We start from the raw sequence: 23745 nt of genomic DNA, 5'->3' as shown, positions 1-23745 counted from the left end.
AATAATTACTCCTTGATATCCTGAATTGCGTCTAAGTATGATTGTGCTTTTATTTTTAATTTTTCATCATTGCTGTGTTGAATTACGAGTTCGAAGCACTCTTTGGCTTTCAAGGGGGCTTTCAACCGAAGCTGGCATTGTCCAGTATGGAATACCGGTGTATAGTCATTTTTTCCTAATGCAAAAGCGACAGCATAAAGGTCTGCTGCTTGTTGGAACTGTTCTTTTATCTGATAAATAGCTGCGAGTCCCATAATGTAGTCTACATTGTAAAAGTCGTATATACATAAAAATCTGAAGAAAACTTCAGCTTCCTCTATTCTTCCTTTGTTGTAAAAGTCATAAGCATATGAATAAATGTCATCCATCATATCATCAGGAATTGCATTAATATCTTTCAGTGTAGCGCCAGAGTTAATTGCATCAATTACTGCAGTAGAGATGCTTTCATTTTCAGTGATATTTAAAGACATAAGGTCTCCTTTTTGTCTGCATTACTTTAATAAGTATAAGATTTAATATAAACAGATTTAATTTGTATTGCTTTGACGGTATACAGCCTTTAGAACCTCTGCGCTTATTTCTATTTGTAAAACTTTTGTTGATTCATTAAATATTTTATCGTAGACGGAACTGGATACTAGATTTGTAAGATCCTTCATTTGTGTGTTAAACAAATCCATGTCACTGCTATAACGTTTTAAAATCTTTGCTCTGAGGCCAGATGAGGCAATCTCGTTTAGTGCTGTATGACTGATAGATGTTTGTGCTGATTTTTCATCAAGTTTTATATCCGGGAATTTTTTTTCAATAGCTGCAAATATGTTTTTTTTGTTATCTGAGGTCAAAACAACTCCATTGTGTATGGCCATTTCATCTATACTTCTGTTTATCATTGAAGAGACATAAGAGGTTCGCTCTTGGCTCATCCAACAAAATAGTTGATTCCCCGAATTACTATCTTTTATTTTGTCTATGACGCTGTCCCTGATTTTATTTATATTCACCGGGCATCCAAAATTCTTCTGAGGAAAGCGTTGTTTTAAGTTAAAAACAGATAATATTTTCTTTACAAGCTTATTGTGACTTAACGAATCAAATGATGGGCGAGGAATCGCGAATTCAACCTGTGGAAGTATTTTGTTTAGAATTTGCATGATACCCCCTATATGTTAGTTCACTTCTGAAGTGATGTTTGCAATGGTTAGTTTAATACAAAATAAAAATTCGTACAAAGATTCAATGAGTTCATCAGGTGAAAGATATTTTTTGTAGTGTTTCTTGGTCAAAACACATTGATGAGTATCAGGGAGAAGACAGATAGAAGAACCATAATCTCTACTCAAAGAGTAGTTAAGGATGAGTATGTGTTCTGGATTAATAATATTTTCTGTAAAAAGTTCATGTTCATTAAGAAGTCCGGTCAAAAAGATGTATTCATCATTATCTGTTATACAAACAGGTATTTGTTCTTCGAGCAATATAAAGGCTTGATTTTTATCGTTAAAATCAAGCTTTGCACCTGTTATTTCATAAAGTTTATCATATAGTTTGCGACACATTTCTATGGCCTTCTATATATTAGAATGAGAGTTATTCAATAAAAGCTTATTGACCTGTAATAAGTCGTGAATGTAAAGTTTGGTTCCAAGATCTGGCGATTTAAGAGAATTGTAATAATCAATAGTTTTTATTGACTTTTCGATAATTTCTTCTTTTTTATCTGTTGCTCCGGTTTTTAATTCGTTTAATACACGAGACATATTGCTGGGTGCTGATTTTACTAAGTATGAGTGGCAAGCGTTGATGACCGCATCAAAGTCTTCTGAAGATACATTTTCAGTAGGATGTTTGTAAAGTGAAATTGATAAAGGCTTGAATGTTTTTGGGGGGTGGATAAGGTTAATTTTATTGAAACTTTTAAGATAGCTACGTCGTAATTGAGTCAATCTGGAAAGATCAAAATCAGATTCAATATACTTCATTATCTCGTTATAAGACTGATTGAGACTTTCAATGCGTTGCCTAACTTTATTTGCATACGCGTATACATTGTTAGGTGTAGCAACCAATTTAACGTCAGGGAGTGGAAAGTATATTTCAGAATTTCCTGCTTTAAGAACATTAAGTGCCATACCAGCACAGTTTTCAGATTTACTGATTAATTTATAATTTGCCAATTGTCTGAAAGCATCTGCTTTCTTTTGGCATATAAATTTTGACATGTTTGTTTCATCAAGGCCAAAAAGGTTATAGCTGATTTTACCATCCTTTGTTTTATTATCACCTGATAATGGAATGTATACTTTATCAGCACTGACCCCCCAATAACCATAGGGGTCTTTTTTTTGATTAGCTCTGGGAAAAAATATTTTTTTGTTGTTATTTTGATCTTGTTTTGAATTTAATAAGTTTCTAACCTCTTGGCCTGCATCAAGTCTTTCGGCTGTTTGGTCTGAAATCATATTTAGTTTGTCTTGTTTATAGGTATCGACACTGTAACCTGAGCGTTTTTCAAAAAGGTAGTTTATTTCTGTATCTTTTGTAACATTCCCGCCGGGATACCAGCTGAGATAGGTATGAGTTGGTTCCTGTAGTAAATTGTTTTTTATACTGATACTGGTATGCCCTAAATGGGTTATGCCTCTATTTCCCCAGCAACGAAACACTAAATGTCTTTCAAGATTTTTGGCTGTACCGATGCCATGAAAACTCTCTGCGGTATTCAACATTAATTTGATGTCTTTACCTGTAAAAGAATGTTGAATTGAATTTTTGACTGCTTCATAGGCGGCAAACGCACTTTCTGTAGATTTTTCGCTAGCTAATGTCTTGAGGAAAAGCAATAAGGATTTTTGATTCGCTAGTCGATAATTTTTTAGTTGTTCATTTAATATCTGTGAATTTATCTTTGCATTAATAGTGCTTAATGTTCTGAAAAAGAGATCCTTTAGGTTGAATTTCTGTGCTACCAATATAGGTCCATGCTCTGTATCTTCAACGCGTATAGGCCCTTTTGTATTGCTTGCGTCAATGAAATTGCTAATTTTGAGAATCATACTTTATTAACTCTCCATTACGTGGTGATTGTGGGGATGTAAAATGTATTTGATATATAATATATTCAATTAATAAATTTAGAAACTTGAGCCTGTTAACATAATCAAATTTTCTTTTGCTGTACATAATATGTACCTCGTGAGCATATGTAGTGCTGGTTTCATCATGAAATCCCACAAGTTAAAGTGTCTGATATATCAGGCTCGGAGTGTTATAGAAAAAGAGAGAACCCTGTTGAATAAGTATCTTTTTTGTTGTAAAACGAGGTACAAAACTGCAATCAATGCCCCATTTATGACTGAGGATAATTAAATGCACATAACTAATTTGGGATTGCATCAGGTTTCATTTCAAAGCGGAGATTCCTATAAAGGCGCAGAAGAAACCGGAAACCAAAAAGGTGTAAGCGTGATTTCATATCAAAGAGTTAAAAATGGAGAGAGAAATAAGGGGGTCGAAGCGCTTAATCGATTATATTTACAGAACCAAACAAGCTTAACAGGGAAAGGCCTTTTGTTTGCGCGTGACAGAGCTGCAGTTTTTTACGAGGCAATAAAGTTGGCAGGTGGTGATACGTCAAAAATTAAAGCCATGATGGAACAATTAGATACCTATAAACTTGGTGAAGTTGATAAAAGAAATATTAATGAGCTTAATAAAGTAATAAGTGAAGAGATAAGAGCACAGCTAGGCATTAAAAATAAAAAGGAATTGCAATCGGAAATAAAACAAATATTTACTAATCATTTAAATAATAAGAGTTGGGAACCGATCAACAAAAATATTAATTATCATGGGAAAAATTATGGTTTTCAATTAACACCCGCCTCTCATATGAAGATAGGGAATAAAAATATATTTGTCAAAGAGTATAATGGAAAAGGAATTTGTTGTGCTTCTACGAGAGAGAGTAAGCATATTGCGAATATGTGGCTTTCAAAAGTGGTGGATGACGAGGGGAAGGAAATTTTTTCGGGTATCAGACATGGAGTTATATCAGCCTATGGATTGAAAAAAAACTCATCTGAAAGAGCTGTTGCAGCTCGTAATAAAGCTGAGGAGTTAGCAAGCGCAGCATTATATAGCAGACAAGAATTATTATCACAGGCTTTGTCTGGTAAAACAGTAGATTTAAAGATTGTTTCGACTTCTCTTCTGACGCCGACCAGTTTAACTGGGGGAGAGGAGAGTATGTTAAAAGATCAGGTAAAGGCATTAAAAGGGTTAAACTCTAAAAGGGGGGAACCAACGAAATTATTAATTCGGAATAGTGATGGTCTTCTGCAAGAAGTAAAGGTTAATCTAAAAGTGGTGACATTTAACTTTGGTGTAAATGAATTAGCGCTAAAAATGGGCTTAGGCTGGAGGAATGTTGACAAGCTTAATGGTGAATCAATATGTTCTTTGTTGGGGGATAATTTCCTCAAAAATGGTGTGATTGGAGGTTGGGCTGCAGAAGCTATAGAAAAAAATCCACCATGTAAGAATGATGTGATATATCTGGCTAACCAGATAAAAGAGATTATAAACAAGAATTTACAAAAAAATGATAATGGAGAGCCGTATAAATTGTCACAAAGAATGGCTCTATTGGCTTATACTATAGGTGCTGTACCTTGCTGGAATTGTAAGAGTGGGAAGGACAGAACAGGTATGCAGGATGCTGAAATTAAAAGAGAAATAATAAGAAAACATGAAACAGGGCAGTTTTCTCAATTAAATAGTAAATTATCCTCAGAAGAGAAAAGATTATTTTCTACTATTCTAATGAATAGTGGTAATATGGAAATCCAAGAGATGAATACTGGTGTGCCTGGAAATAAAGTTATGAAAAAATTACCGCTATCTTCGTTAGAGCTGTCTTATGCTGAAAGAATAGGGGACCCCAAAATATGGAATATGGTGAAAGGGTATTCGTCATTTGTATAAGAGGAATATATGGAAGATTTAGCAGATGTTATTTGCCGAGCCTTGGGTATCCCTTCAATTGATACCGATGATCAAGCAATCATGCTTGATGATGATGTGTTAATATATATTGAAAAAGAAGGAGATTCAATAAATTTATTATGCCCTTTTTGTGCATTGCCTGAAAATATAAATGATCTTATATATGCGTTGAGCCTAAATTACTCAGAAAAGATATGTTTAGCTACTGATGATGAAGGTGGAAGTCTAATTGCGCGATTAGATCTTACCGGGATAAATGAATTCGAGGATATATATGTTAATACAGAATATTATATTTCGCGTGTGCGTTGGCTGAAGGATGAATTTGCGCGAAGAATGAAGGGGTATTAATGTCCCGTTTCGTATTTATTTTTCTGTGTTTTATCCCATATTTAGGGAGAGCTGATTGTTGGGATAAGGCTGGTGAAAGGTACAACATTCCATCGAGTTTGTTAAAAGCGATTGCGGAAAAAGAATCCGGATTTAATAAATTTGCAGTCAATGTTAATAACAATGGAAGTAAAGATTATGGTATAATGCAAATAAATGACTTTCATTCTAAAAGACTTAGAGAAATGGGATATACTGAGGAAATGCTAATTAGTCATCCATGTCTTTCTGTACATTATGCAGCAAAGTTATTAAATGAGTTTATGCTGACGTATGGAAGAGGGTGGGAGGCTGTTGGTGCCTATAATGCAGGAACATCTCCGAAAAAGAAAAAAGAAAGATTAAAGTACGCAGAGGATATCTATAAACGCTATTTGCGGATAGCAGCAGAGAGCAAGCAGAATAATCGAAGGATATAAGAGGATTTATGTCTGAGGCAAAGAACTCAAATCTTGCACCATTCAGGTTATTAGTGAAACTCACAAACGGTGTCGGGGATGAGTTTCCGTTATATTATGGGAATAACTTAATTGTTCTCGGACGGACGATAGAAACACTTGAGTTTGGAAACGATAATTTCCCAGAAAATATTATTCCAGTAACAGATAGTAAATCGGATGGTATAATTTATTTGGCCATAAGTAAAGATAATATCTGTCGATTTAGTGATGAAAAAGGTGAACAAATTGATATCAATTCACAATTTAACTCATTTGAATATGACGGAGTTTCTTTTCAACTTAAAAATATGATGGAGGATAAATCGAGAGTTCATATACTAAACGGAATGTATAATAAACCCTCGGTGTTTTTTTTCTTTGCTGTTATTGTTGTGTTAATTATAATTTTTTTCATCTCTTTAAAGAAAGATGAAGTAAAAGAAATTGCTGAAATTATAGATGATAAGAGATATGGAATAGTCAACACAGGACAGTGCAATTATATTCTTGCCGAAACACAAAATGATGCGGTATGGGCATCTGTAGCCTTAAATAAAACCGGATTTACCAAATGCAGATATATTCTGGTGTCCAACAAAGAAATAAATAGAATTCAACAATATATCAATCAACGATTCCCATATATCAATTTGTATGTGTTGAATTTAGTGAGTGATAAAGCGGAATTACTGGTATTTTTAAGTAAAGAAAGAAATAGTTCAAAAGATACCGAACTTGAGAAATTGAAAAATGCTCTGATAGTTGAATTTCCGTATATCAAAAATATTAAATTCAACTATCTTAGCGATCATAATGCAAGGGAGGATGCTAAAGGTATTTTCACAAAGGTAAATGTCCAGTATAAAGAGATTTGTGAAACTAATAAAGTTACATATTCTGTCAGAGAAGAACTGACAGATGAAAAGCTTGAGCTCATTAATAGACTGATTTCTGATTATAAAAATGTATATGGAGATCAGTATATTGAGTTTTCTGTACTTTTGATAGATGATGATTTTAAAGGTAAATCATATCTTAACAGCAAAGACAGTTATGTAATGTTGAATGATAAACACTGGTTTTTTTTAGATAAAAATAAGTGAGGATAAAATGAGTGTTACAGTACCGGATAAAGATTGGACTCTGAGTTCATTATCTGAAACTTTTGATGATGGAACTCAAACATTACAAGGGCAACTAACAGCGGCACTAAATGCATTAGCTGAAAATCCTTCGAATCCACAGTTGCTGGCTGAATACCAAAGTAAATTATCTGAATATACATTATATAGGAACGCGCAATCTAATACTGTGAAAGTGATTAAGGATGTTGATGCTGCAATTATTCAAAACTTCAGATAATAGGGAGCATTCATGAATTACATTTATCCAGTCAATCAGGTTGATATTATCAAAGCCAGTGATTTTCAATCTCAAGAGATATCAAGCCTGGAAGACGTCGTGTCGGCTAAATATAGTGATATTAAGATGGATACAGATATTCAAGTATCACAAATAATGGAGATGGTAAGCAATCCAGAATCATTAAACCCAGAATCTTTGGCCAAGTTACAGACGACGCTCTCAAATTATTCAATAGGAGTATCATTAGCTGGCACGTTAGCAAGAAAAACAGTTTCGGCTGTTGAAACTTTATTAAAGTCTTAATTTATATGATTAGGTATAAAGGTTTTATTTTATTCTTGTTGCTGATGTTGATTGGATGTGAGCAACGTGAAGAGTTAATTTCTAATTTATCTCAAAGACAGGCAAATGAAATAATATCTGTGCTAGAACGCCATAATATTACTGCTAGAAAAGTTGATGGAGGTAAACAGGGGATCTCGGTACAAGTCGAAAAGGGGACATTTGCATCGGCAGTTGATTTGATGCGCATGTACGATTTGCCAAATCCGGAGAGAGTTGATATCTCACAAATGTTTCCTACAGATTCATTAGTGTCTTCTCCAAGAGCTGAAAAGGCCCGTTTATATAGTGCTATTGAGCAACGGCTGGAACAGTCTTTAGTTTCTATTGGTGGTGTTATTTCGGCAAAAATACATGTTAGCTATGATCTTGAAGAAAAAAATATATCTTCAAAACCGATGCATATATCAGTAATCGCTATATATGACTCACCGAAAGAGTCTGAACTATTAGTTAGTAATATTAAGCGATTTTTGAAAAACACCTTTTCTGATGTTAAGTATGAAAATATATCTGTCATATTAACTCCGAAAGAAGAATATGTTTATACAAATGTACAACCTGTTAAGGAAATTAAATCGGAATATTTAACAAATGAAGTAATATATGTATTTCTCGGGATGGCTGTACTAGTTGTCATTCTTTTAGTATGGGCATTCAAAACAGGGTGGTTCAAGAGAAACAAAATATGATAAGAATGGATGGAATTTATAAAAAATATCTTTCAATAATTTTTGATCCAGCGTTCTATATAAATAGAAATCGGTTGAATTTGCCTTCTGAACTGTTAGAAAATGGCGTAATCAGAAGTGAGATTAATAATCTCATAATTAATAAATATGATCTAAATTGCGATATTGAACCTTTAAGCGGGGTAACCGCTATGTTTGTTGCCAACTGGAATTTACTTCCAGCTGTTGCTTATTTTATCGGTAGTCAAGAGTCTCGGTTAATTAATCATAGTGAGATGGTTATTAGTTATTATGGGGGCAAAATCAGTAAGCAAGGGGAGGCCGCTATTCGAAGTGGTTTTTGGCATCTTATTGCGTGGAAGGAAAATATATCTGTTGGTATATATGAAAGAATAAACTTATTATTTAATCCAATTGCTTTGGAGGGAAATTATACGCCTGTAGAAAGAAATTTGTCCCGATTAAATGAAGGTATGCAATATGCAAAAAGGCACTTTACCGGTATCCAGACATCATGCCTATGATGGTGTTGTTATAAAGAGAATTGAAAAGGAATTATGTAAAACCATAAAAGATAGAGACACTGAGAGTAAGAAGAAAGCAATTTGTGTTATAAAGGATGCTACGAAAAAAGCTGAATCACTGCGTATAGATGCTGTATGCGATGGTTATCAAATTGGTATACAGACTGCTTTTGAGCATATTATTGACTATATTTGTGAATGGAAGTTAAAGCAAAATGAAAACAGAAGAAATATTGAGGACTATATAACTAGTTTGCTTTCAGAAAATTTACATGATGAGAGGATCATTAGCACTTTATTGGAGCAGTGGCTTAGTTCGTTGCGTAATACAGTAACAGAATTAAAAGTGGTTTTGCCCAAGTGTAATTTAGCACTGAGGAAAAAGTTAGAACTTGATCTCCATAAATATCGCTCAGATGTCAAGATTATTTTAAAATATTCTGAAGGGAATAATTATATATTCTGTAGTGGTAATCAAGTAGTGGAGTTTAGTCCTCAGGATGTAATATCAGGTGTTAAAATAGAACTTGCGGAAAAATTAACAAAAAATGATAAAAAATATTTCAAAGAGTTAGCACATAAGAAACTGAGACAAATTGCAGAAGACTTGTTAAAAGAGAATCCTGTTAATGATTAATCAAATAAATGCAAGCAATGCTCTGCAGCAAAGATTAAATAGTGAAGAATTTGTTAATTTAAATGAGAGATTATCATCTTCGCAATCATTTGATGAGGATATAATCTATGAAATAATGCAATATTTCTCACAGAGTGAATTAAATTCCATAGATAATGATGAACTGCACAATAAGATTGAACAATTATTCAATTCACGTTTTCCTTATCTTACAGCTGCACAAAAAAGTTCACTTCTTAATAAACTCATAGATGAAAATCAATATGTCGATTTGCATGAGGGATTTTATGCATCATTGTCCATATATAACAATATTGATTTCTATATTAAGACTACAACCTTCGATTCATTAATTAGTGTCTTTGAAGCAGGGAGAGAGGCAGATGATTCGACATGGTAGTAATAAGTTGAAAATATTTATTTTAAGTATATTGCTATTAACACTGAGTGGGTGTGTTTTAAAGTCATCATCTAATTCTGAAAAAGAATGGCATATTGTTCCTGTAAGTAAGGATTATTTTTCTATTCCAAATGATTTATTATGGTCGTTTAATACAACCAATAAAAGTATAAATGTTTACTCTAAATGTATTAGTGGTAAGGCGGTTTATAGTTTTAATGCAGGTAAATTCATGGGCAACTTTAATGTTAAGGAAGTAGATGGGTGCTTCATGGATGCACAAAAGATAGCTATAGATAAACTATTTTCTATGCTGAAAGACGGGGTTGTTTTAAAAGGTAATAAGATAAATGATACCATCCTTATAGAGAAGGATGGGGAAGTTAAATTAAAATTAATTCGAGGGATATAATTGTATTGTGAGTAAATATAAAGGTCTAAATACAAGTAATATGTTTTACATTTACTCTAGTGGACATGAACCAGTTAACGTTGAGCTTGTAAAAGATAAAGAACGTAACATAATTGAGCTGGCTCCAGCATGGAAGGGTTTTTTTTTGTCCGAAATCAAAATATAAAATTCAGTGATAATGTGAACTATCATTATCGCTTTAACATTAATAGTTGTGCAAAATTTCTTGCTTTTTGGGACTATTTCAGTGGTGCTCTAGTAGAGCATAGCCATGCTGAAAAATGTATTCATTTCTATCATGAGAATGATCTTCGGGATAGTTGTAATACCGAATCGATGCTTGATAAGTTAATGTTAAGATTCATCTTTTCATCTGACCAGAATGTAAGTAATGCACTGGCTATGATACGAATGACTGAGTCATATCATTTGGTTCTTTATCTTCTGAGAACTATTGAGAAAGAAAAGGAGGTAAGAATAAAGAGTCTGACAGAGCATTATGGTGTGTCGGAGGCTTATTTTAGATCTTTATGTAGAAAAGCTTTAGGGGCAAAAGTCAAAGAACAACTGAACACTTGGCGGTTAGTAAATGGTTTATTAGATGTATTTTTGCACAATCAAACAATCACTTCTGCTGCCATGAATAATGGGTATGCATCAACATCCCATTTTTCAAATGAGATAAAAACACGACTAGGCTTTTCTGCAAGAGAATTATCGAATATTACTTTTTTAGTGAAAAAAATAAATGAAAAAATTTAATATTAAATCTTTGACTCTCTTGATTGTATTGTTACCATTGATAGTTAATGCTAATAATATTGACTCTCATTTATTAGAACAAAATGACATAGCGAAATATGTTGCTCAAAGTGATACGGTAGGATCTTTTTTTGAACGTTTTTCTGCGTTATTAAATTATCCTATTGTTGTTAGCAAACAAGCTGCAAAAAAGAGAATATCTGGGGAGTTTGATTTATCTAATCCAGAAGAAATGCTTGAAAAAATGACATTACTTGTGGGACTCATATGGTATAAAGATGGAAATGCATTATACATATATGACTCTGGAGAATTAATAAGCAAAGTTATTTTGCTGGAGAATATATCACTTAATTATCTTATTCAGTATCTGAAGGATGCTAACCTTTATGATCACAGATATCCTATAAGAGGAAACATTAGTGATAAAACATTCTATATATCTGGTCCTCCGGCATTGGTTGAACTGGTAGCTAATACAGCAACTTTGCTTGATAAGCAGGTTTCTTCTATTGGGACAGATAAAGTTAATTTTGGGGTTATAAAATTAAAAAATACATTTGTTAGTGACAGAACTTATAATATGAGAGGGGAGGATATTGTCATCCCAGGGGTGGCTACTGTTGTAGAACGTTTATTAAATAATGGTAAGGCTCTGAGTAACAGACAAGCCAAAAATGATCCGATGCCACCCTTTAATATTACACAGAAAGTATCTGAGGATAGTAATGACTTTTCATTTAGTTCAGTTACCAATAGTTCTATATTAGAGGATGTATCACTTATTGCATATCCAGAAACCAATTCTATATTAGTCAAAGGTAATGATCAGCAAATACAGATTATTCGCGATATTATCACTCAGTTAGATGTAGCCAAACGACATATAGAATTATCATTATGGATAATCGATATTGATAAATCTGAATTAAATAACCTTGGCGTTAATTGGCAAGGAACGGCTTCATTTGGTGATTCGTTTGGTGCATCATTTAATATGAGCTCATCAGCATCGATAAGCACTTTGGACGGCAATAAGTTTATTGCTTCAGTTATGGCATTAAATCAGAAAAAGAAAGCAAATGTAGTTTCAAGGCCGGTGATTTTGACACAAGAGAATATTCCGGCTATATTTGATAATAACAGGACTTTTTATGTGTCATTAGTTGGCGAGCGCAATTCTTCGTTGGAGCATGTTACGTATGGAACATTGATAAATGTTATACCTCGCTTTTCATCTCGGGGACAAATTGAGATGTCTTTAACGATAGAGGATGGAACAGGAAATAGTCAGTCAAATTACAATAATAATAATGAAAATACATCTGTCCTTCCAGAAGTTGGAAGGACCAAAATCAGTACAATAGCGAGAGTTCCACAAGGCAAAAGTTTGTTGATAGGTGGTTATACGCATGAAACGAACTCTAACGAAATAGTATCTATTCCTTTTCTCTCCTCTATTCCTGTAATCGGTAATGTGTTCAAGTATAAAACAAGTAATATCAGTAATATTGTAAGGGTTTTTCTGATTCAACCCCGTGAGATAAAGGAGTCAAGTTATTATAATACTGCAGAATATAAGAGCCTCATATCTGAAAGAGAAATACAAAAGACTACACAAATAATCCCATCTGAAACTACTTTGCTGGAAGACGAAAAATCATTGGTTTCATACTTAAATTACTAACTATAAAGTAGGTGATGTATGCTTGATGTTAAAAATACAGGAGTTTTTAGCTCTGCATTCATTGATAAGTTGAATGCAATGACAAATTCAGATGATGGAGATGAGACTGCTGATGCAGAGCTTGATTCTGGCTTGGCTAATAGCAAGTATATTGACTCATCTGATGAGATGGCTTCCGCTCTTTCGTCATTTATAAACAGAAGAGACCTTGAGAAACTGAAAGGAACAAATAGTGATAGTCAGGAACGTATTTTAGATGGGGAAGAAGATGAAATTAATCACAAGATTTTTGATTTAAAGAGAACTTTAAAAGATAACCTTCCTCTAGATCAGGATTTTATAGACAGACTAAAGAGATATTTTAAAGATCCAAGTGATCAAGTCTTAGCATTAAGGGAGCTTTTGAATGAAAAAGATCTTACTGCTGAACAAGTCGAATCATTAACTAAAATTATTAATGAGATAATATCAGGTAGTGAAAAAAGTGTTAATGCTGGAATAAATTCAGCTATACAGGCTAAATTATTTGGCAACAAAATGAAACTTGAACCACAGCTTTTGCGTGCATGTTATCGTGGTTTTATCATGGGGAACATATCAACAACAGATCAGTATATAGAATGGCTTGGTAATTTTGGTTTTAATCACAGACATACAATTGTGAATTTTGTAGAGCAGTCACTGATTGTAGACATGGATTCTGAGAAACCGAGCTGTAATGCTTATGAGTTTGGTTTTGTGTTATCTAAATTAATTGCAATTAAGATGATTAGAACTTCAGATGTAATTTTTATGAAGAAACTGGAATCCTCAAGCTTGCTAAAAGATGGCAGTTTAAGTGCAGAGCAGCTATTGCTAACTTTATTATATATTTTTCAATATCCAAGTGAAAGTGAGCAAATTCTTACTTCTGTTATAGACGTATCACGAGCCAGTCATGAGGATTCTGTAGTGTATCAAACATATCTATCTTCTGTTAATGAAAGTCCTCATGATATATTTAAAAGTGAAAGTGAAAGAGAAATTGCGATCAATATTCTACGAGAGCTTGTCACAAGTGCATACAAGAAAGAGCTTTCTAGATAACAGGAGATGAAAGTGATCCAGTCTTTTCTTAAGCAAGTAAGTACTAAGCCTGAATTAATTATATTAGTGCTTATGGTTATGATCATTGCTATGTTGATCATACCATTACCTACATACCTTGTTGATTTTTTAATAGGGCTTAATATTGTACTTGCTATTCTCGTTTTTATGGGATCATTTTATATTGAAAGAATATTGAGTTTTTCTACATTCCCTTCGGTTTTGTTGATAACGACATTATTTCGTCTCGCTTTATCAATAAGTACTAGTCGACTAATTTTAGTTGATGCGGATGCGGGTAAAATTATTACTACATTTGGCCAGTTTGTCATTGGTGATAGTCTGGCTGTAGGTTTTGTTATTTTTTCAATAGTAACTGTTGTGCAGTTCATTGTTATAACAAAAGGATCTGAAAGGGTTGCGGAGGTAGCTGCTCGCTTTTCTCTTGACGGTATGCCGGGGAAACAAATGAGCATTGATGCGGATTTAAAGGCTGGAATTATTGATGCCGCAGGAGCTAAAGAAAGACGCAGTATTCTGGAACGTGAGAGTCAATTGTATGGTTCATTTGATGGAGCAATGAAGTTCATTAAAGGTGATGCAATTGCTGGCATCATTATTATTTTTGTCAATTTAATAGGAGGTATTTCTGTTGGTATGAGTCAACATGGAATGTCTCTATCTGGTGCATTATCTACTTATACCATACTAACTATTGGTGACGGATTGGTCTCTCAGATTCCTGCTCTGTTAATTTCTATAAGTGCAGGATTTATCGTTACAAGAGTTAATGGTGATAGCGATAATATGGGACGTAACATAATGTCCCAGATATTTGGGAATCCTTTTGTTCTCATTGTTACATCAGCTCTTGCCTTGGCGATAGGGATGTTGCCAGGTTTTCCGTTTTTTGTTTTTTTCCTGATAGCAGTTACTTTGACGGCTTTATTCTATTATAAAAAGGTCGTAGAAAAAGAAAAAAGTCTGTCTGAGTCTGATTCTAGTGGCTATACTGGTACATTTGATATTGATAATAGCCATGACTCATCTTTGGCAATGATAGAAAATCTGGATGCTATTAGTTCAGAAACCGTTCCTTTAATTTTATTATTTGCCGAAAATAAGATAAGTGCAAATGATATGGAAGGTCTTATTGAAAGGATAAGAAGTCAGTTCTTTATTGATTATGGTGTCAGGCTTCCAACTATTTTATATAGAACAAGCAATGAGCTTAAGGTCGATGATATTGTTTTGTTAATAAATGAGGTGCGTGCCGATAGTTTTAATATATACTTTGACAAAGTGTGTATTACAGATGAAAATGGAGATATAGATGCTCTAGGTATTCCTGTTGTTTCAACTTCATATAATGAACGTGTTATTTCTTGGGTAGACGTTTCATATACAGAAAATCTAACTAATATTGATGCTAAAATTAAAAGTGCTCAAGATGAATTTTATCACCAGTTGTCACAAGCTTTATTAAACAACATAAATGAGATTTTTGGTATACAAGAAACAAAAAATATGTTGGATCAGTTTGAAAATCGGTATCCTGATCTATTAAAGGAAGTCTTCCGACATGTGACTATACAGAGAATTTCTGAGGTATTACAAAGATTGCTTGGAGAAAATATTTCTGTTCGCAATTTAAAACTTATTATGGAGTCTTTGGCGCTTTGGGCTCCCAGAGAAAAAGATGTCATAACATTAGTTGAACATGTCCGTGCATCACTTTCTAGGTATATTTGTAGTAAAATAGCTGTTTCTGGTGAGATTAAAGTTGTGATGCTTTCCGGATATATTGAGGATGCAATAAGAAAAGGGATAAGGCAAACCTCTGGTGGCTCTTTCTTGAATATGGATATAGAGGTTTCGGATGAGGTAATGGAAACTTTAGCACATGCTTTGAGAGAATTGAGAAATGCAAAAAAAAATTTCGTTCTTTTGGTATCAGTAGATATACGTAGGTTTGTTAAAAGACTTATAGATAACAGATTTAAGAGTATACTCGTTATATCGTATGCTGAGATTGATGAAGCATATACCATTAATGTATTAAAGACTATTTAGTGAGGTTTAAATATGAGTAACATTAATTTAGTTCAATTAGTTAGAGATAGTCTTTTCACGATTGGTTGTCCTCCATCAATTATTACAGATTTAGACAGCCATTCAGCGATTACCATTTCTTTGGATAGTATGCCTGCTATTAATATAGCTCTTGTCAATGAGCAGGTTATGTTATGGGCTAATTTCGATGCACCAAGTGATGTAAAACTTCAGTCATCTGCTTATAACATATTAAATTTAATGTTAATGAACTTTAGTTATAGCATTAATGAGCTGGTAGAGCTTCATCGTTCTGATGAGTACTTACAGTTAAGAGTTGTTATTAAAGATGACTACGTTCACGATGGGATTGTTTTTGCAGAGATTCTGCATGAGTTTTATCAGAGGATGGAAATCTTAAATGAGGTCTTATAATCAATGAGCTATATAAAATTGCTCACTCAATTATCTTTTCCTAATAGAATCTCGGGGCCAATCTTGGAAACAAGTCTTAGCGATGTTTCGATTGGTGAGATTTGTAACATTCAGGCTGGAATTGAAAGTAATGAAATTATTGCAAGAGCTCAGGTTGTAGGATTTCATGATGAAAAAACAATATTAAGCTTGATTGGAAATTCTCGTGGACTTTCACGGCAAACGTTGATTAAGCCCACTGCCCAGTTTCTTCATACGCAAGTCGGCCGTGGATTATTGGGAGCAGTAGTCAATCCTTTAGGGGAGGTTACTGATAAGTTTGCTGTTACGGATAACAGTGAAATTCTTTATCGACCTGTAGATAATGCTCCTCCGCTATATAGTGAAAGGGCTGCAATTGAGAAGCCTTTTTTAACAGGTGTTAAGGTTATTGATTCTTTACTCACGTGTGGTGAAGGACAGCGAATGGGGATTTTTGCGTCAGCTGGTTGTGGCAAAACTTTTCTCATGAATATGCTCATTGAACATAGTGGTGCTGATATATATGTTATTGGGTTAATTGGTGAGCGAGGTCGAGAGGTTACAGAAACGGTTGATTATTTGAAAAACTCTGAGAAAAAAAGCAGGTGTGTTTTAGTATATGCAACTTCGGATTACTCTTCGGTTGATCGTTGTAATGCTGCATATATAGCCACTGCTATAGCCGAATTTTTTAGGACTGAAGGACATAAAGTAGCGCTTTTTATTGATTCATTAACAAGGTATGCCAGAGCATTACGTGATGTGGCCTTAGCCGCTGGAGAATCACCTGCCAGAAGAGGCTATCCGGTTTCGGTTTTTGATAGCTTACCCAGACTTCTTGAAAGGCCAGGAAAGTTAAAGGCAGGTGGCTCTATTACTGCATTTTACACTGTTCTTTTGGAGGATGATGATTTTGCTGATCCATTAGCTGAAGAGGTAAGATCCATTTTAGATGGACATATATATTTGAGCAGAAATCTAGCCCAAAAAGGACAATTTCCTGCAATTGATTCCTTAAAAAGTATAAGCAGGGTATTTACACAGGTTGTTGATGAAAAACATCGTATTATGGCCGCTGCATTTCGGGAGCTACTTTCTGAAATAGAAGAGCTAAGGACAATTATTGACTTTGGTGAATACAAACCGGGGGAGAATGCCTCTCAGGATAAAATCTACAACAAAATATCTGTTGTTGAGAGTTTTCTGAAGCAAGATTATCGACTCGGTTTTACTTATGAGCAGACAATGGAGCTTATTGGTGAAACAATTAGATAAGGTTTTAAAAATCAAAGATAAATATCAACGGTCTGTTAAATTAATTGAAGCACACATATTAACACTAAAAAAAAAACTCTTTGTATCGAGATGTGGAGGCATTAGATAAAAGGATTATATACTTCCTGCAACTGGAGAATGACTTGGAACCTGTAGGCGCTCAGAGTGTTAGTCAGCTTTTCAATACAAGACGTAAGATCGCTATAGTAAAAAAGCATATTATCCAATATCAGTCTGAACGAATTCTTCTAAAGGGAAGAATTGAAGAAATTCAAAAAGATATTGATGAGGCAAATGCTTCTAAAAGAAAACTGCTTCATAAAGAGAGTAAAATATGTAAACGGATTGGCTTGATTAAAAGAAATAACTTTGCCAAACAGTTGATACTTGATGAGTTATCACAAGAGGATATGAAGTATGGCATTAGATAATATAAACCTAAATTTTAGTAGTGACAAACAGATAGAAAAATGTGAGAAACTATCTTCAATAGATAATATTGATAGTCTCGTTTTGAAGAAGAAGAGGAAGGTTGAAATTCCTGAGTACTCTTTAATTGCATCTAACTATTTTACTATTGATAAGCACTTTGAACATAAGCATGATAAAGGAGAAATTTATAGTGGCATTAAAAATGCGTTCGAACTTAGAAACGAACGAGCGACATATTCTGATATTCCAGAATCAATGGCCATTAAAGAAAATATTTTGATACCAGATCAAGATATCAAAGCAAGGGAAAAAATAAATATCGGCGATATGAGGGGGATCTTTTCATATAATAAGAGTGGAAATGCAGACAAGAACTTCGAAAGAAGTCATACTTCTTCTGTAAACCCTGATAATCTGCTAGAATCTGATAATAGAAATGGTCAAATTGGTTTAAAAAATCATAGCTTGTCTATTGATAAGAATATTGCTGACATCATTTCTTTACTAAATGGAAGTGTTGCTAAATCATTTGAGCTGCCTGTAATGAATAAAAATACTGCAGACATAACCCCATCCATGTCATTGCAAGAAAAATCAATAGTTGAAAATGATAAAAATGTTTTTCAAAAAAATAGTGAAATGACTTACCACTTTAAACAGTGGGGGGCTGGACATTCTGTTAGTATTTCAGTGGAGTCTGGTTCTTTTGTTCTAAAACCGTCAGATCAATTTGTAGGAAATAAACTTGACTTAATTTTGAAACAAGATGCTGAGGGTAATTACAGATTTGATAGCAATCAACATAATAAGGGGAATAAAAATAATAGTACAGGATATAATGAACAGAGTGAAGAAGAATGCTAAGAATTAAACATTTTGACGCTAACGAAAAACTACAGATTTTATATGCAAAGCAACTCTGCGAGCGTTTTTCGATTCAGACATTCAAAAATAAATTTACAGGCAGTGAAAGTTTAGTCACTCTTACTTCCGTGTGTGGGGATTGGGTAATTCGTATTGATACATTATCTTTTTTGAAAAAAAAATACGAGGTATTTTCAGGATTTTCTACACAAGAATCTTTACTGCATTTATCAAAATGTGTCTTTATAGAGTCGTCATCTGTATTTTCGATTCCAGAACTGTCTGATAAGATTACTTTCCGGATCACGAATGAAATCCAGTATGCAACTACTGGGAGTCATTTATGCTGTTTTTCCTCTTCTTTAGGTATTATTTATTTTGACAAGATGCCGGTATTACGTAATCAAGTTTCTCTTGACTTATTGCATCATCTTTTAGAGTTTTGCTTAGGTTCATCTAATGTAAGGCTGGCTACTTTAAAAAGAATTCGTACTGGTGATATAATCATAGTTCAGAAACTTTATAATTTATTATTGTGTAATCAAGTTATTATTGGGGATTATATTGTGAATGATAATAATGAGGCAAAAATTAATCTGTCAGAAAGTAATGGTGAGTCAGATCACACAGAAGTTTCTTTGGCATTATTCAATTATGATGATATCAATGTAAAAGTGGACTTTATCCTTTTAGAAAAAAAGATGACAATCAATGAACTAAAAATGTATGTAGAAAACGAATTATTCAAGTTTCCCGATGACATAGTTAAACATGTAAATATTAAAGTAAATGGTTCTTTGGTTGGGCATGGGGAACTTGTTTCTATTGAGGATGGTTATGGTATCGAGATTAGTTCTTGGATGGTAAAGGAGTAATCTCATGCTGAGTGATATGTCCCTCATCGCTACACTTTCTTTTTTTACGCTATTACCATTTTTAGTTGCTGCTGGTACTTGTTATATAAAGTTTTCTATTGTTTTTGTAATGGTACGAAATGCACTTGGTTTGCAGCAGGTTCCATCAAATATGACTCTCAATGGTATTGCATTGATTATGGCTTTGTTCGTGATGAAACCCATTATTGAAGCTGGTTATGAAAATTATCTAAATGGCCCGCAAAAATTTGATACAATATCAGATATTGTCCGTTTTTCTGATTCTGGCTTGATTGAATACAAGCAATACTTGAAAAAGCATACAGATCTTGAGTTGGCACGTTTTTTCCAAAGGTCTGAAGAAGAAAATGCAGATTTAAAGAGTGCAGAGAATAATGATTATTCATTGTTTTCCCTCTTGCCTGCATATGCGCTAAGTGAAATTAAAGATGCGTTCAAAATAGGTTTTTATTTATATTTGCCATTTATTGTTGTTGATCTTGTTATTTCAAGCATTTTACTTGCACTTGGTATGATGATGATGAGTCCAATCACAATATCAGTACCAATAAAACTTGTATTATTTGTTGCGCTTGATGGGTGGGGGATCCTGTCTAAGGCCTTGATTGAACAATATATCAATATTCCTGCTTAGATGATGGAGGTAATGTGTCTGATATAGTTTATATGGGTAATAAGGCTCTTTATTTAATCCTTATCTTTTCCTTATGGCCAGTAGGTATAGCTACGGTTATTGGATTAACTATTGGTTTATTACAGACAGTGACTCAACTTCAAGAGCAGACACTTCCTTTTGGTATAAAGCTTATAGGTGTCTCAATATCTTTGCTACTTCTTTCTGGATGGTATGGTGAGGTTTTATTGTCTTTTTGTCATGAAATAATGTTTTTAATTAAGAGTGGGGTTTGATGGACATTTCAAGCTGGTTCGAAAGTATTCATGTGTTTTTAATACTCCTGAACGGCGTTTTTTTTAGATTGGCTCCATTATTTTTCTTTCTTCCATTTTTAAATAACGGTATAATTTCTCCATCTATTAGAATACCTGTGATTTTTCTTGTTGCATCAGGATTAATTACTTCTGGTAAGGTAGACATAGGTTCTTCTGTTTTTGAACATGTTTATTTCCTTATGTTCAAGGAAATAATTGTTGGTCTCCTTCTCTCTTTTTGCTTGTCTCTTCCCTTTTGGATATTTCATGCTGTTGGTAGCATTATTGACAACCAGCGTGGGGCAACGCTTAGTAGTTCAATTGATCCTGCCAATGGTGTTGATACGTCTGAGTTGGCAAAATTTTTCAATCTTTTTTCTGCAGTTGTATTTCTATACAGTGGTGGAATGGTCTTTATTTTAGAATCCATACAATTGTCTTATAATATATGCCCGTTATTTTCTCAATGTTCTTTCCGTGTCTCAAATATATTAACATTTCTGACTTTATTGGCAAGTCAGGCTGTTATTTTAGCCAGTCCTGTTATGATAGTATTGTTACTATCAGAAGTATTACTTGGTGTATTATCGAGATTTGCTCCGCAGATGAATGCTTTTTCCGTATCATTAACTATTAAAAGTTTACTTGCAATATTTATTATTTTCATCTGTTCTTCTACTATTTACTTTTCTAAAGTTCAATTTTTCCTCGGTGAACATAAATTTTTCACAAATCTATTTGTTAGATAAAATATTATGGCAAATAAAACAGAAAAGCCGACACCTAAAAAACTAAAGGATGCCGCAAAAAAAGGACAGTCATTTAAATTTAAGGATTTAACGACAGTTGTTATTATTCTGGTAGGGACATTTACTATAATATCATTCTTTTCCTTAAGTGATGTAATGCTCTTATACAGATATGTAATAATTAATGACTTCGAAATTAATGAGGGTAAATACTTTTTTGCAGTGGTTATTGTCTTTTTTAAGATAATTGGCTTCCCACTTTTTTTTCTGTGTTCTTTCGGCTGTGTTGCCAACATTGGTTCAAACAAAGTTTGTTCTTGCGACTAAAGCTATCAAGATTGATTTTTCAGTATTAAACCCTGTTAAAGGGTTAAAAAAAATATTTAGTATAAAGACAATAAAAGAATTTTTCAAAAGCATTCTGCTTCTTATTATTCTAGCATTAACAACCTATTTCTTTTGGATTAATGACCGAAAAATAATTTTTTCTCAGGTGTTTTCTAGTGTTGATGGCTTATATCTTATTTGGGGGGGGCTGTTTAAGGATATAATATTATTTTTCTTAGCATTTTCTATTTTTGTTATTATTCTTGACTTTGTGATTGAGTTCATTTTATACATGAAAGATATGATGATGGATAAACAGGAGATAAAAAGAGAATATATAGAGCAAGAGGGACACTTTGAGACAAAGTCGAGAAGGCGTGAGTTGCATATCGAGATTCTTTCAGAGCAGACTAAATCTGATATACGTAATTCAAAATTAGTGGTAATGAACCCGACTCATATTGCAATTGGTATTTATTTCAATCCAGAAATAGCGCCTGCACCTTTTATTTCTCTCATTGAAACTAACCAGTGTGCCTTGGCTGTCAGAAAATATGCAAATGAAGTTGGTATACCAACTGTGCGTGATGTGAAATTAGCTAGAAAACTATATAAAACACATACAAAATATAGTTTTGTTGATTTTGAACACTTGGATGAAGTCCTACGTCTTATTGTTTGGCTTGAGCAGGTTGAAAACACTCATTAATAAGTAAAGGAGATGTGTTATATGGGAGTTAATTTCTGTAATAAAATAGGTATTGATCAGTCTGAATTTGAAATAGAATCTTCCATCATTAACTCCATTGCTAATGAGGTATTGAACCCAATATCTTTCCTTAGCAACAAGGATATAATAAATGTTTTACTCAGAAAGATTTCATCTGAATGTGACCTGGTTAGAAAAGACATTTATCGTTGTGCTCTTGAGTTGGTCGTTGAAAAAACACCTGATGATTTATAATCATTCATAATAACTCTTTTGCTGATATAAATATTTTTGTTGAAGATATTTATGTAGTCACAGGATCAATTGTAGAAAATTGTTATGTTTTTGTTAGGAACTGAACTAAATAATATATGATAAGACAGCAAAAACGACTGACCATAATCCTTCTTTTATTAGGAGTTGATAAGAGAGACTATTCATCCTGTAATGTTAAAACTCTGTTATATAGTATTCGCGATTATGCAAAGTCTGTAAATGATAATGAGATACTAACCGAGAGTAATCGTTTATTATCTCATTGCATTTCAGATAGTAACGGAGCTTTCTTTAAAAGTAGTAAATACGTTCCCCTTAAGTACTTACGTAAAAGGAGAATAGCACGAAAGATACCAAATGATTAGCACTTTGCTAGTAAGCTTGCTGGTAAACTATATTGACCGTTGGGTTTGTTTTGAGACTGTAATTTAAATTGTGTAATTGCCTGTTTTTGATATGTTTACTCCAACAACGGAGACAGGTAAATTATGGACGAAAAGAAGCTTAAAGCCCTTGCGGCTGAACTGGCTAAAGGCCTCAAAACTGAGGCCGACCTCAATCAGTTTTCCCGTATGCTGACGAAATATCCCGGCTCTTAAAACGATAGTGGCTCAGGCTTTCATTTTTCAGCGTTCCCCAGAAGATTTCCATCGGAGCGTTGTCGTAACAGTTACCTTTACGCGACATTGATGTTTTCAGACCAGACTGCTCCTGTATGACCCGGTAATCGTATGCGCAGTACTGTGAACCTCGATCGGTGTGGTGGATTAGCCCGGCAGGTGGGCGCTGGCTCCTGAGCGCCATAAACAGGGCTTTACCCGTCAACTCTTTCGTCATGCACTCTCCCATGGCGTAACCGACAATTTCGCACGTATAAACATCTTTGACGCCGGCGAGATACAGCCATCCTTCCCGGGTGGCAACATACGTTATATCTGCGACCCAGACCTGATTAGGTGCTGTGGGCGTAAAGTTCTGATTCAGCAGATTCGGCGTAACCGGCAGATTGTGGTCAGAGTTTGTGGTCGCCCT

Annotated in this window: 28 protein-coding genes and 2 pseudogenes; 25 read left to right on the top strand and 5 right to left on the bottom strand. The window is 33.9% G+C overall.

All coding sequences use genetic code 11. From position 1 onward, the window contains the following. Positions 1–5: 5 nt before the first annotated feature. From ipgC to icsB, 4 genes are read right to left on the bottom strand one after another with little or no spacing between them, the layout of a single operon-like run. Positions 6–473, bottom strand: coding sequence for a SycD/LcrH family type III secretion system chaperone IpgC (gene ipgC / locus BGK49_RS10895; protein WP_000055835.1), 468 nt, complete (start codon positions 471–473; stop codon positions 6–8). A gap of 57 nt (positions 474–530) precedes the next feature. Further along, positions 531–1157 carry a type III secretion effector IpgB1 gene (ipgB1, locus tag BGK49_RS10890; RefSeq protein ID WP_001166515.1) on the bottom strand — a complete coding sequence of 209 codons (627 nt, stop codon included), beginning with the start codon at positions 1155–1157 and terminating at the stop codon, positions 531–533. Positions 1158–1172: 15 nt separating this feature from the next. Continuing rightward, on the bottom strand, positions 1173–1562 hold the full coding sequence (gene ipgA, locus BGK49_RS10885) for a type III secretion system chaperone IpgA (RefSeq protein WP_010921664.1): 390 nt from the start codon (positions 1560–1562) through the stop codon (positions 1173–1175). A gap of 12 nt (positions 1563–1574) precedes the next feature. Beyond that, positions 1575–3059, bottom strand: coding sequence for a type III secretion system effector IcsB (gene icsB, locus BGK49_RS10880; protein WP_046891857.1), 1485 nt, complete (start codon positions 3057–3059; stop codon positions 1575–1577). A gap of 313 nt (positions 3060–3372) precedes the next feature. On the opposite strand from icsB, the gene BGK49_RS10875 reads away from it, so the two are divergent. The 25 genes and pseudogenes from BGK49_RS10875 to BGK49_RS10755 all read left to right on the top strand — a co-directional run bounded on the left by BGK49_RS10875 (position 3373) and on the right by BGK49_RS10755 (position 22692). Beyond that, positions 3373–4989, top strand: a complete 1617-nt coding sequence (locus BGK49_RS10875) for a type III secretion system effector inositol phosphate phosphatase (protein WP_046891856.1) — start codon at positions 3373–3375, stop codon at positions 4987–4989. Positions 4990–4998: 9 nt separating this feature from the next. Beyond that, positions 4999–5361 carry a type III secretion system chaperone IpgE gene (ipgE, locus tag BGK49_RS10870; RefSeq protein WP_000389733.1) on the top strand — a complete coding sequence of 121 codons (363 nt, stop codon included), beginning with the start codon at positions 4999–5001 and terminating at the stop codon, positions 5359–5361. Continuing rightward, the gene (gene ipgF / locus BGK49_RS10865) at positions 5361–5819 is read left to right on the top strand and encodes a type III secretion system lytic transglycosylase IpgF (RefSeq protein WP_046891855.1); all 459 of its coding nucleotides are present in this window, start codon (positions 5361–5363) and stop codon (positions 5817–5819) included. Before ipgE ends, ipgF begins: the two co-directional genes overlap by 1 nt. A gap of 8 nt (positions 5820–5827) precedes the next feature. Beyond that, positions 5828–6943, top strand: a complete 1116-nt coding sequence (gene mxiG / locus BGK49_RS10860) for a type III secretion system protein MxiG (protein ID WP_046891854.1) — start codon at positions 5828–5830, stop codon at positions 6941–6943. Positions 6944–6950: 7 nt separating this feature from the next. Further along, positions 6951–7202 (top strand): type III secretion system needle complex protein, encoded by a 252-nt coding sequence (locus BGK49_RS10855; protein ID WP_046891853.1) that lies wholly within the window; start codon positions 6951–6953, stop codon positions 7200–7202. Positions 7203–7214: 12 nt separating this feature from the next. Continuing rightward, the gene (mxiI, locus tag BGK49_RS10850) at positions 7215–7508 is read left to right on the top strand and encodes a type III secretion system inner rod protein MxiI (protein ID WP_001106823.1); all 294 of its coding nucleotides are present in this window, start codon (positions 7215–7217) and stop codon (positions 7506–7508) included. A gap of 5 nt (positions 7509–7513) precedes the next feature. Beyond that, the gene (gene mxiJ / locus BGK49_RS10845) at positions 7514–8239 is read left to right on the top strand and encodes a SctJ family type III secretion inner membrane ring lipoprotein Mxi (protein WP_046891852.1); all 726 of its coding nucleotides are present in this window, start codon (positions 7514–7516) and stop codon (positions 8237–8239) included. After that, positions 8236–8763 carry a type III secretion apparatus protein OrgA/MxiK gene (locus tag BGK49_RS10840; protein WP_000620627.1) on the top strand — a complete coding sequence of 176 codons (528 nt, stop codon included), beginning with the start codon at positions 8236–8238 and terminating at the stop codon, positions 8761–8763. The genes mxiJ and BGK49_RS10840 overlap by 4 nt, the downstream gene beginning before the upstream one ends. Beyond that, entirely contained in the window at positions 8705–9400 is a 696-nt protein-coding gene (gene mxiN / locus BGK49_RS10835; RefSeq protein WP_011310390.1) for an Mxi-Spa type III secretion system linker protein MxiN, read from the top strand. The genes BGK49_RS10840 and mxiN overlap by 59 nt, the downstream gene beginning before the upstream one ends. After that, on the top strand, positions 9393–9800 hold the full coding sequence (gene mxiM, locus BGK49_RS10830) for a type III secretion system protein MxiM (RefSeq protein WP_046891851.1): 408 nt from the start codon (positions 9393–9395) through the stop codon (positions 9798–9800). Before mxiN ends, mxiM (BGK49_RS10830) begins: the two co-directional genes overlap by 8 nt. Then, positions 9784–10212, top strand: coding sequence for a type III secretion system pilotin MxiM (gene mxiM / locus BGK49_RS10825; protein WP_046891850.1), 429 nt, complete (start codon positions 9784–9786; stop codon positions 10210–10212). The genes mxiM (BGK49_RS10830) and mxiM (BGK49_RS10825) overlap by 17 nt, the downstream gene beginning before the upstream one ends. Before the next feature lie 129 nt (positions 10213–10341). Continuing rightward, positions 10342–10974 (top strand): type III secretion system transcriptional activator MxiE, encoded by a 633-nt coding sequence (mxiE, locus tag BGK49_RS10820; protein WP_000398259.1) that lies wholly within the window; start codon positions 10342–10344, stop codon positions 10972–10974. Then, complete coding sequence (mxiD, locus tag BGK49_RS10815; RefSeq protein WP_046891849.1) at positions 10961–12661, top strand: type III secretion system secretin MxiD; 1701 nt, start codon at positions 10961–10963, stop codon at positions 12659–12661. The genes mxiE and mxiD overlap by 14 nt, the downstream gene beginning before the upstream one ends. An 18-nt stretch (positions 12662–12679) precedes the next feature. Then, positions 12680–13747, top strand: coding sequence for a type III secretion system gatekeeper subunit MxiC (gene mxiC / locus BGK49_RS10810; protein WP_000887823.1), 1068 nt, complete (start codon positions 12680–12682; stop codon positions 13745–13747). 12 nt (positions 13748–13759) lie between these two features. Beyond that, complete coding sequence (gene mxiA, locus BGK49_RS10805) at positions 13760–15820, top strand: type III secretion system export apparatus protein MxiA (protein WP_032490756.1); 2061 nt, start codon at positions 13760–13762, stop codon at positions 15818–15820. Between the two features lie 12 nt (positions 15821–15832). Further along, positions 15833–16234 carry a type III secretion system chaperone Spa15/SpaK gene (spa15, locus tag BGK49_RS10800; RefSeq protein ID WP_000065501.1) on the top strand — a complete coding sequence of 134 codons (402 nt, stop codon included), beginning with the start codon at positions 15833–15835 and terminating at the stop codon, positions 16232–16234. A 3-nt stretch (positions 16235–16237) separates the two neighbouring features. Further along, positions 16238–17530, top strand: coding sequence for a type III secretion system ATPase SpaL (gene spaL / locus BGK49_RS10795; RefSeq protein WP_000120386.1), 1293 nt, complete (start codon positions 16238–16240; stop codon positions 17528–17530). A gap of 80 nt (positions 17531–17610) precedes the next feature. Then, positions 17611–17961, top strand: a complete 351-nt coding sequence (gene spa13 / locus BGK49_RS10790; protein ID WP_000285501.1) for a type III secretion system protein Spa13 — start codon at positions 17611–17613, stop codon at positions 17959–17961. Next, positions 17948–18826: a type III secretion system needle length regulator Spa32 gene (spa32, locus tag BGK49_RS10785; RefSeq protein WP_046891848.1), complete on the top strand. Its 879-nt coding sequence runs from the start codon at positions 17948–17950 to the stop codon at positions 18824–18826. The genes spa13 and spa32 overlap by 14 nt, the downstream gene beginning before the upstream one ends. Further along, positions 18820–19701, top strand: a complete 882-nt coding sequence (gene spa33 / locus BGK49_RS10780) for a SctQ family type III secretion system ring protein Spa33 (protein ID WP_000944308.1) — start codon at positions 18820–18822, stop codon at positions 19699–19701. The genes spa32 and spa33 overlap by 7 nt, the downstream gene beginning before the upstream one ends. Positions 19702–19705: 4 nt before the next feature. Next, positions 19706–20356 carry a type III secretion system export apparatus protein Spa24/SpaP gene (gene spa24, locus BGK49_RS10775; protein ID WP_046891847.1) on the top strand — a complete coding sequence of 217 codons (651 nt, stop codon included), beginning with the start codon at positions 19706–19708 and terminating at the stop codon, positions 20354–20356. Between the two features lie 14 nt (positions 20357–20370). Beyond that, a complete protein-coding gene (gene spaQ, locus BGK49_RS10770) occupies positions 20371–20631 on the top strand; it encodes a type III secretion system export apparatus protein SpaQ (protein ID WP_001280546.1) in 261 nt (86 codons plus the stop codon). Next, positions 20631–21401, top strand: coding sequence for a type III secretion system export apparatus protein Spa29/SpaR (gene spa29, locus BGK49_RS10765; protein ID WP_000355395.1), 771 nt, complete (start codon positions 20631–20633; stop codon positions 21399–21401). Before spaQ ends, spa29 begins: the two co-directional genes overlap by 1 nt. Positions 21402–21407: 6 nt before the next feature. Next, positions 21408–22437 (top strand): annotated as a pseudogene (spa40, locus tag BGK49_RS10760) (type III secretion system export apparatus switch protein Spa40/SpaS). A 21-nt stretch (positions 22438–22458) separates the two neighbouring features. Further along, complete coding sequence (locus BGK49_RS10755; protein ID WP_000538708.1) at positions 22459–22692, top strand: biofilm/acid-resistance regulator YmgB/AriR; 234 nt, start codon at positions 22459–22461, stop codon at positions 22690–22692. A gap of 606 nt (positions 22693–23298) precedes the next feature. On the opposite strand, the pseudogene BGK49_RS10750 reads toward BGK49_RS10755, so the two are convergent. Further along, positions 23299–23745: pseudogene (locus BGK49_RS10750) on the bottom strand (IS3 family transposase); the annotation flags it as partial.

The sequence above is a fragment of the Shigella sp. FC1544 genome (assembly GCF_001722145.1).
GTDB classification, from domain to species: Bacteria; Pseudomonadota; Gammaproteobacteria; order Enterobacterales; family Enterobacteriaceae; genus Escherichia; species Escherichia coli.
Note: the sequence above shows the minus strand (reverse complement) of the source record. Positions and strands in the feature narration are given on the sequence as shown.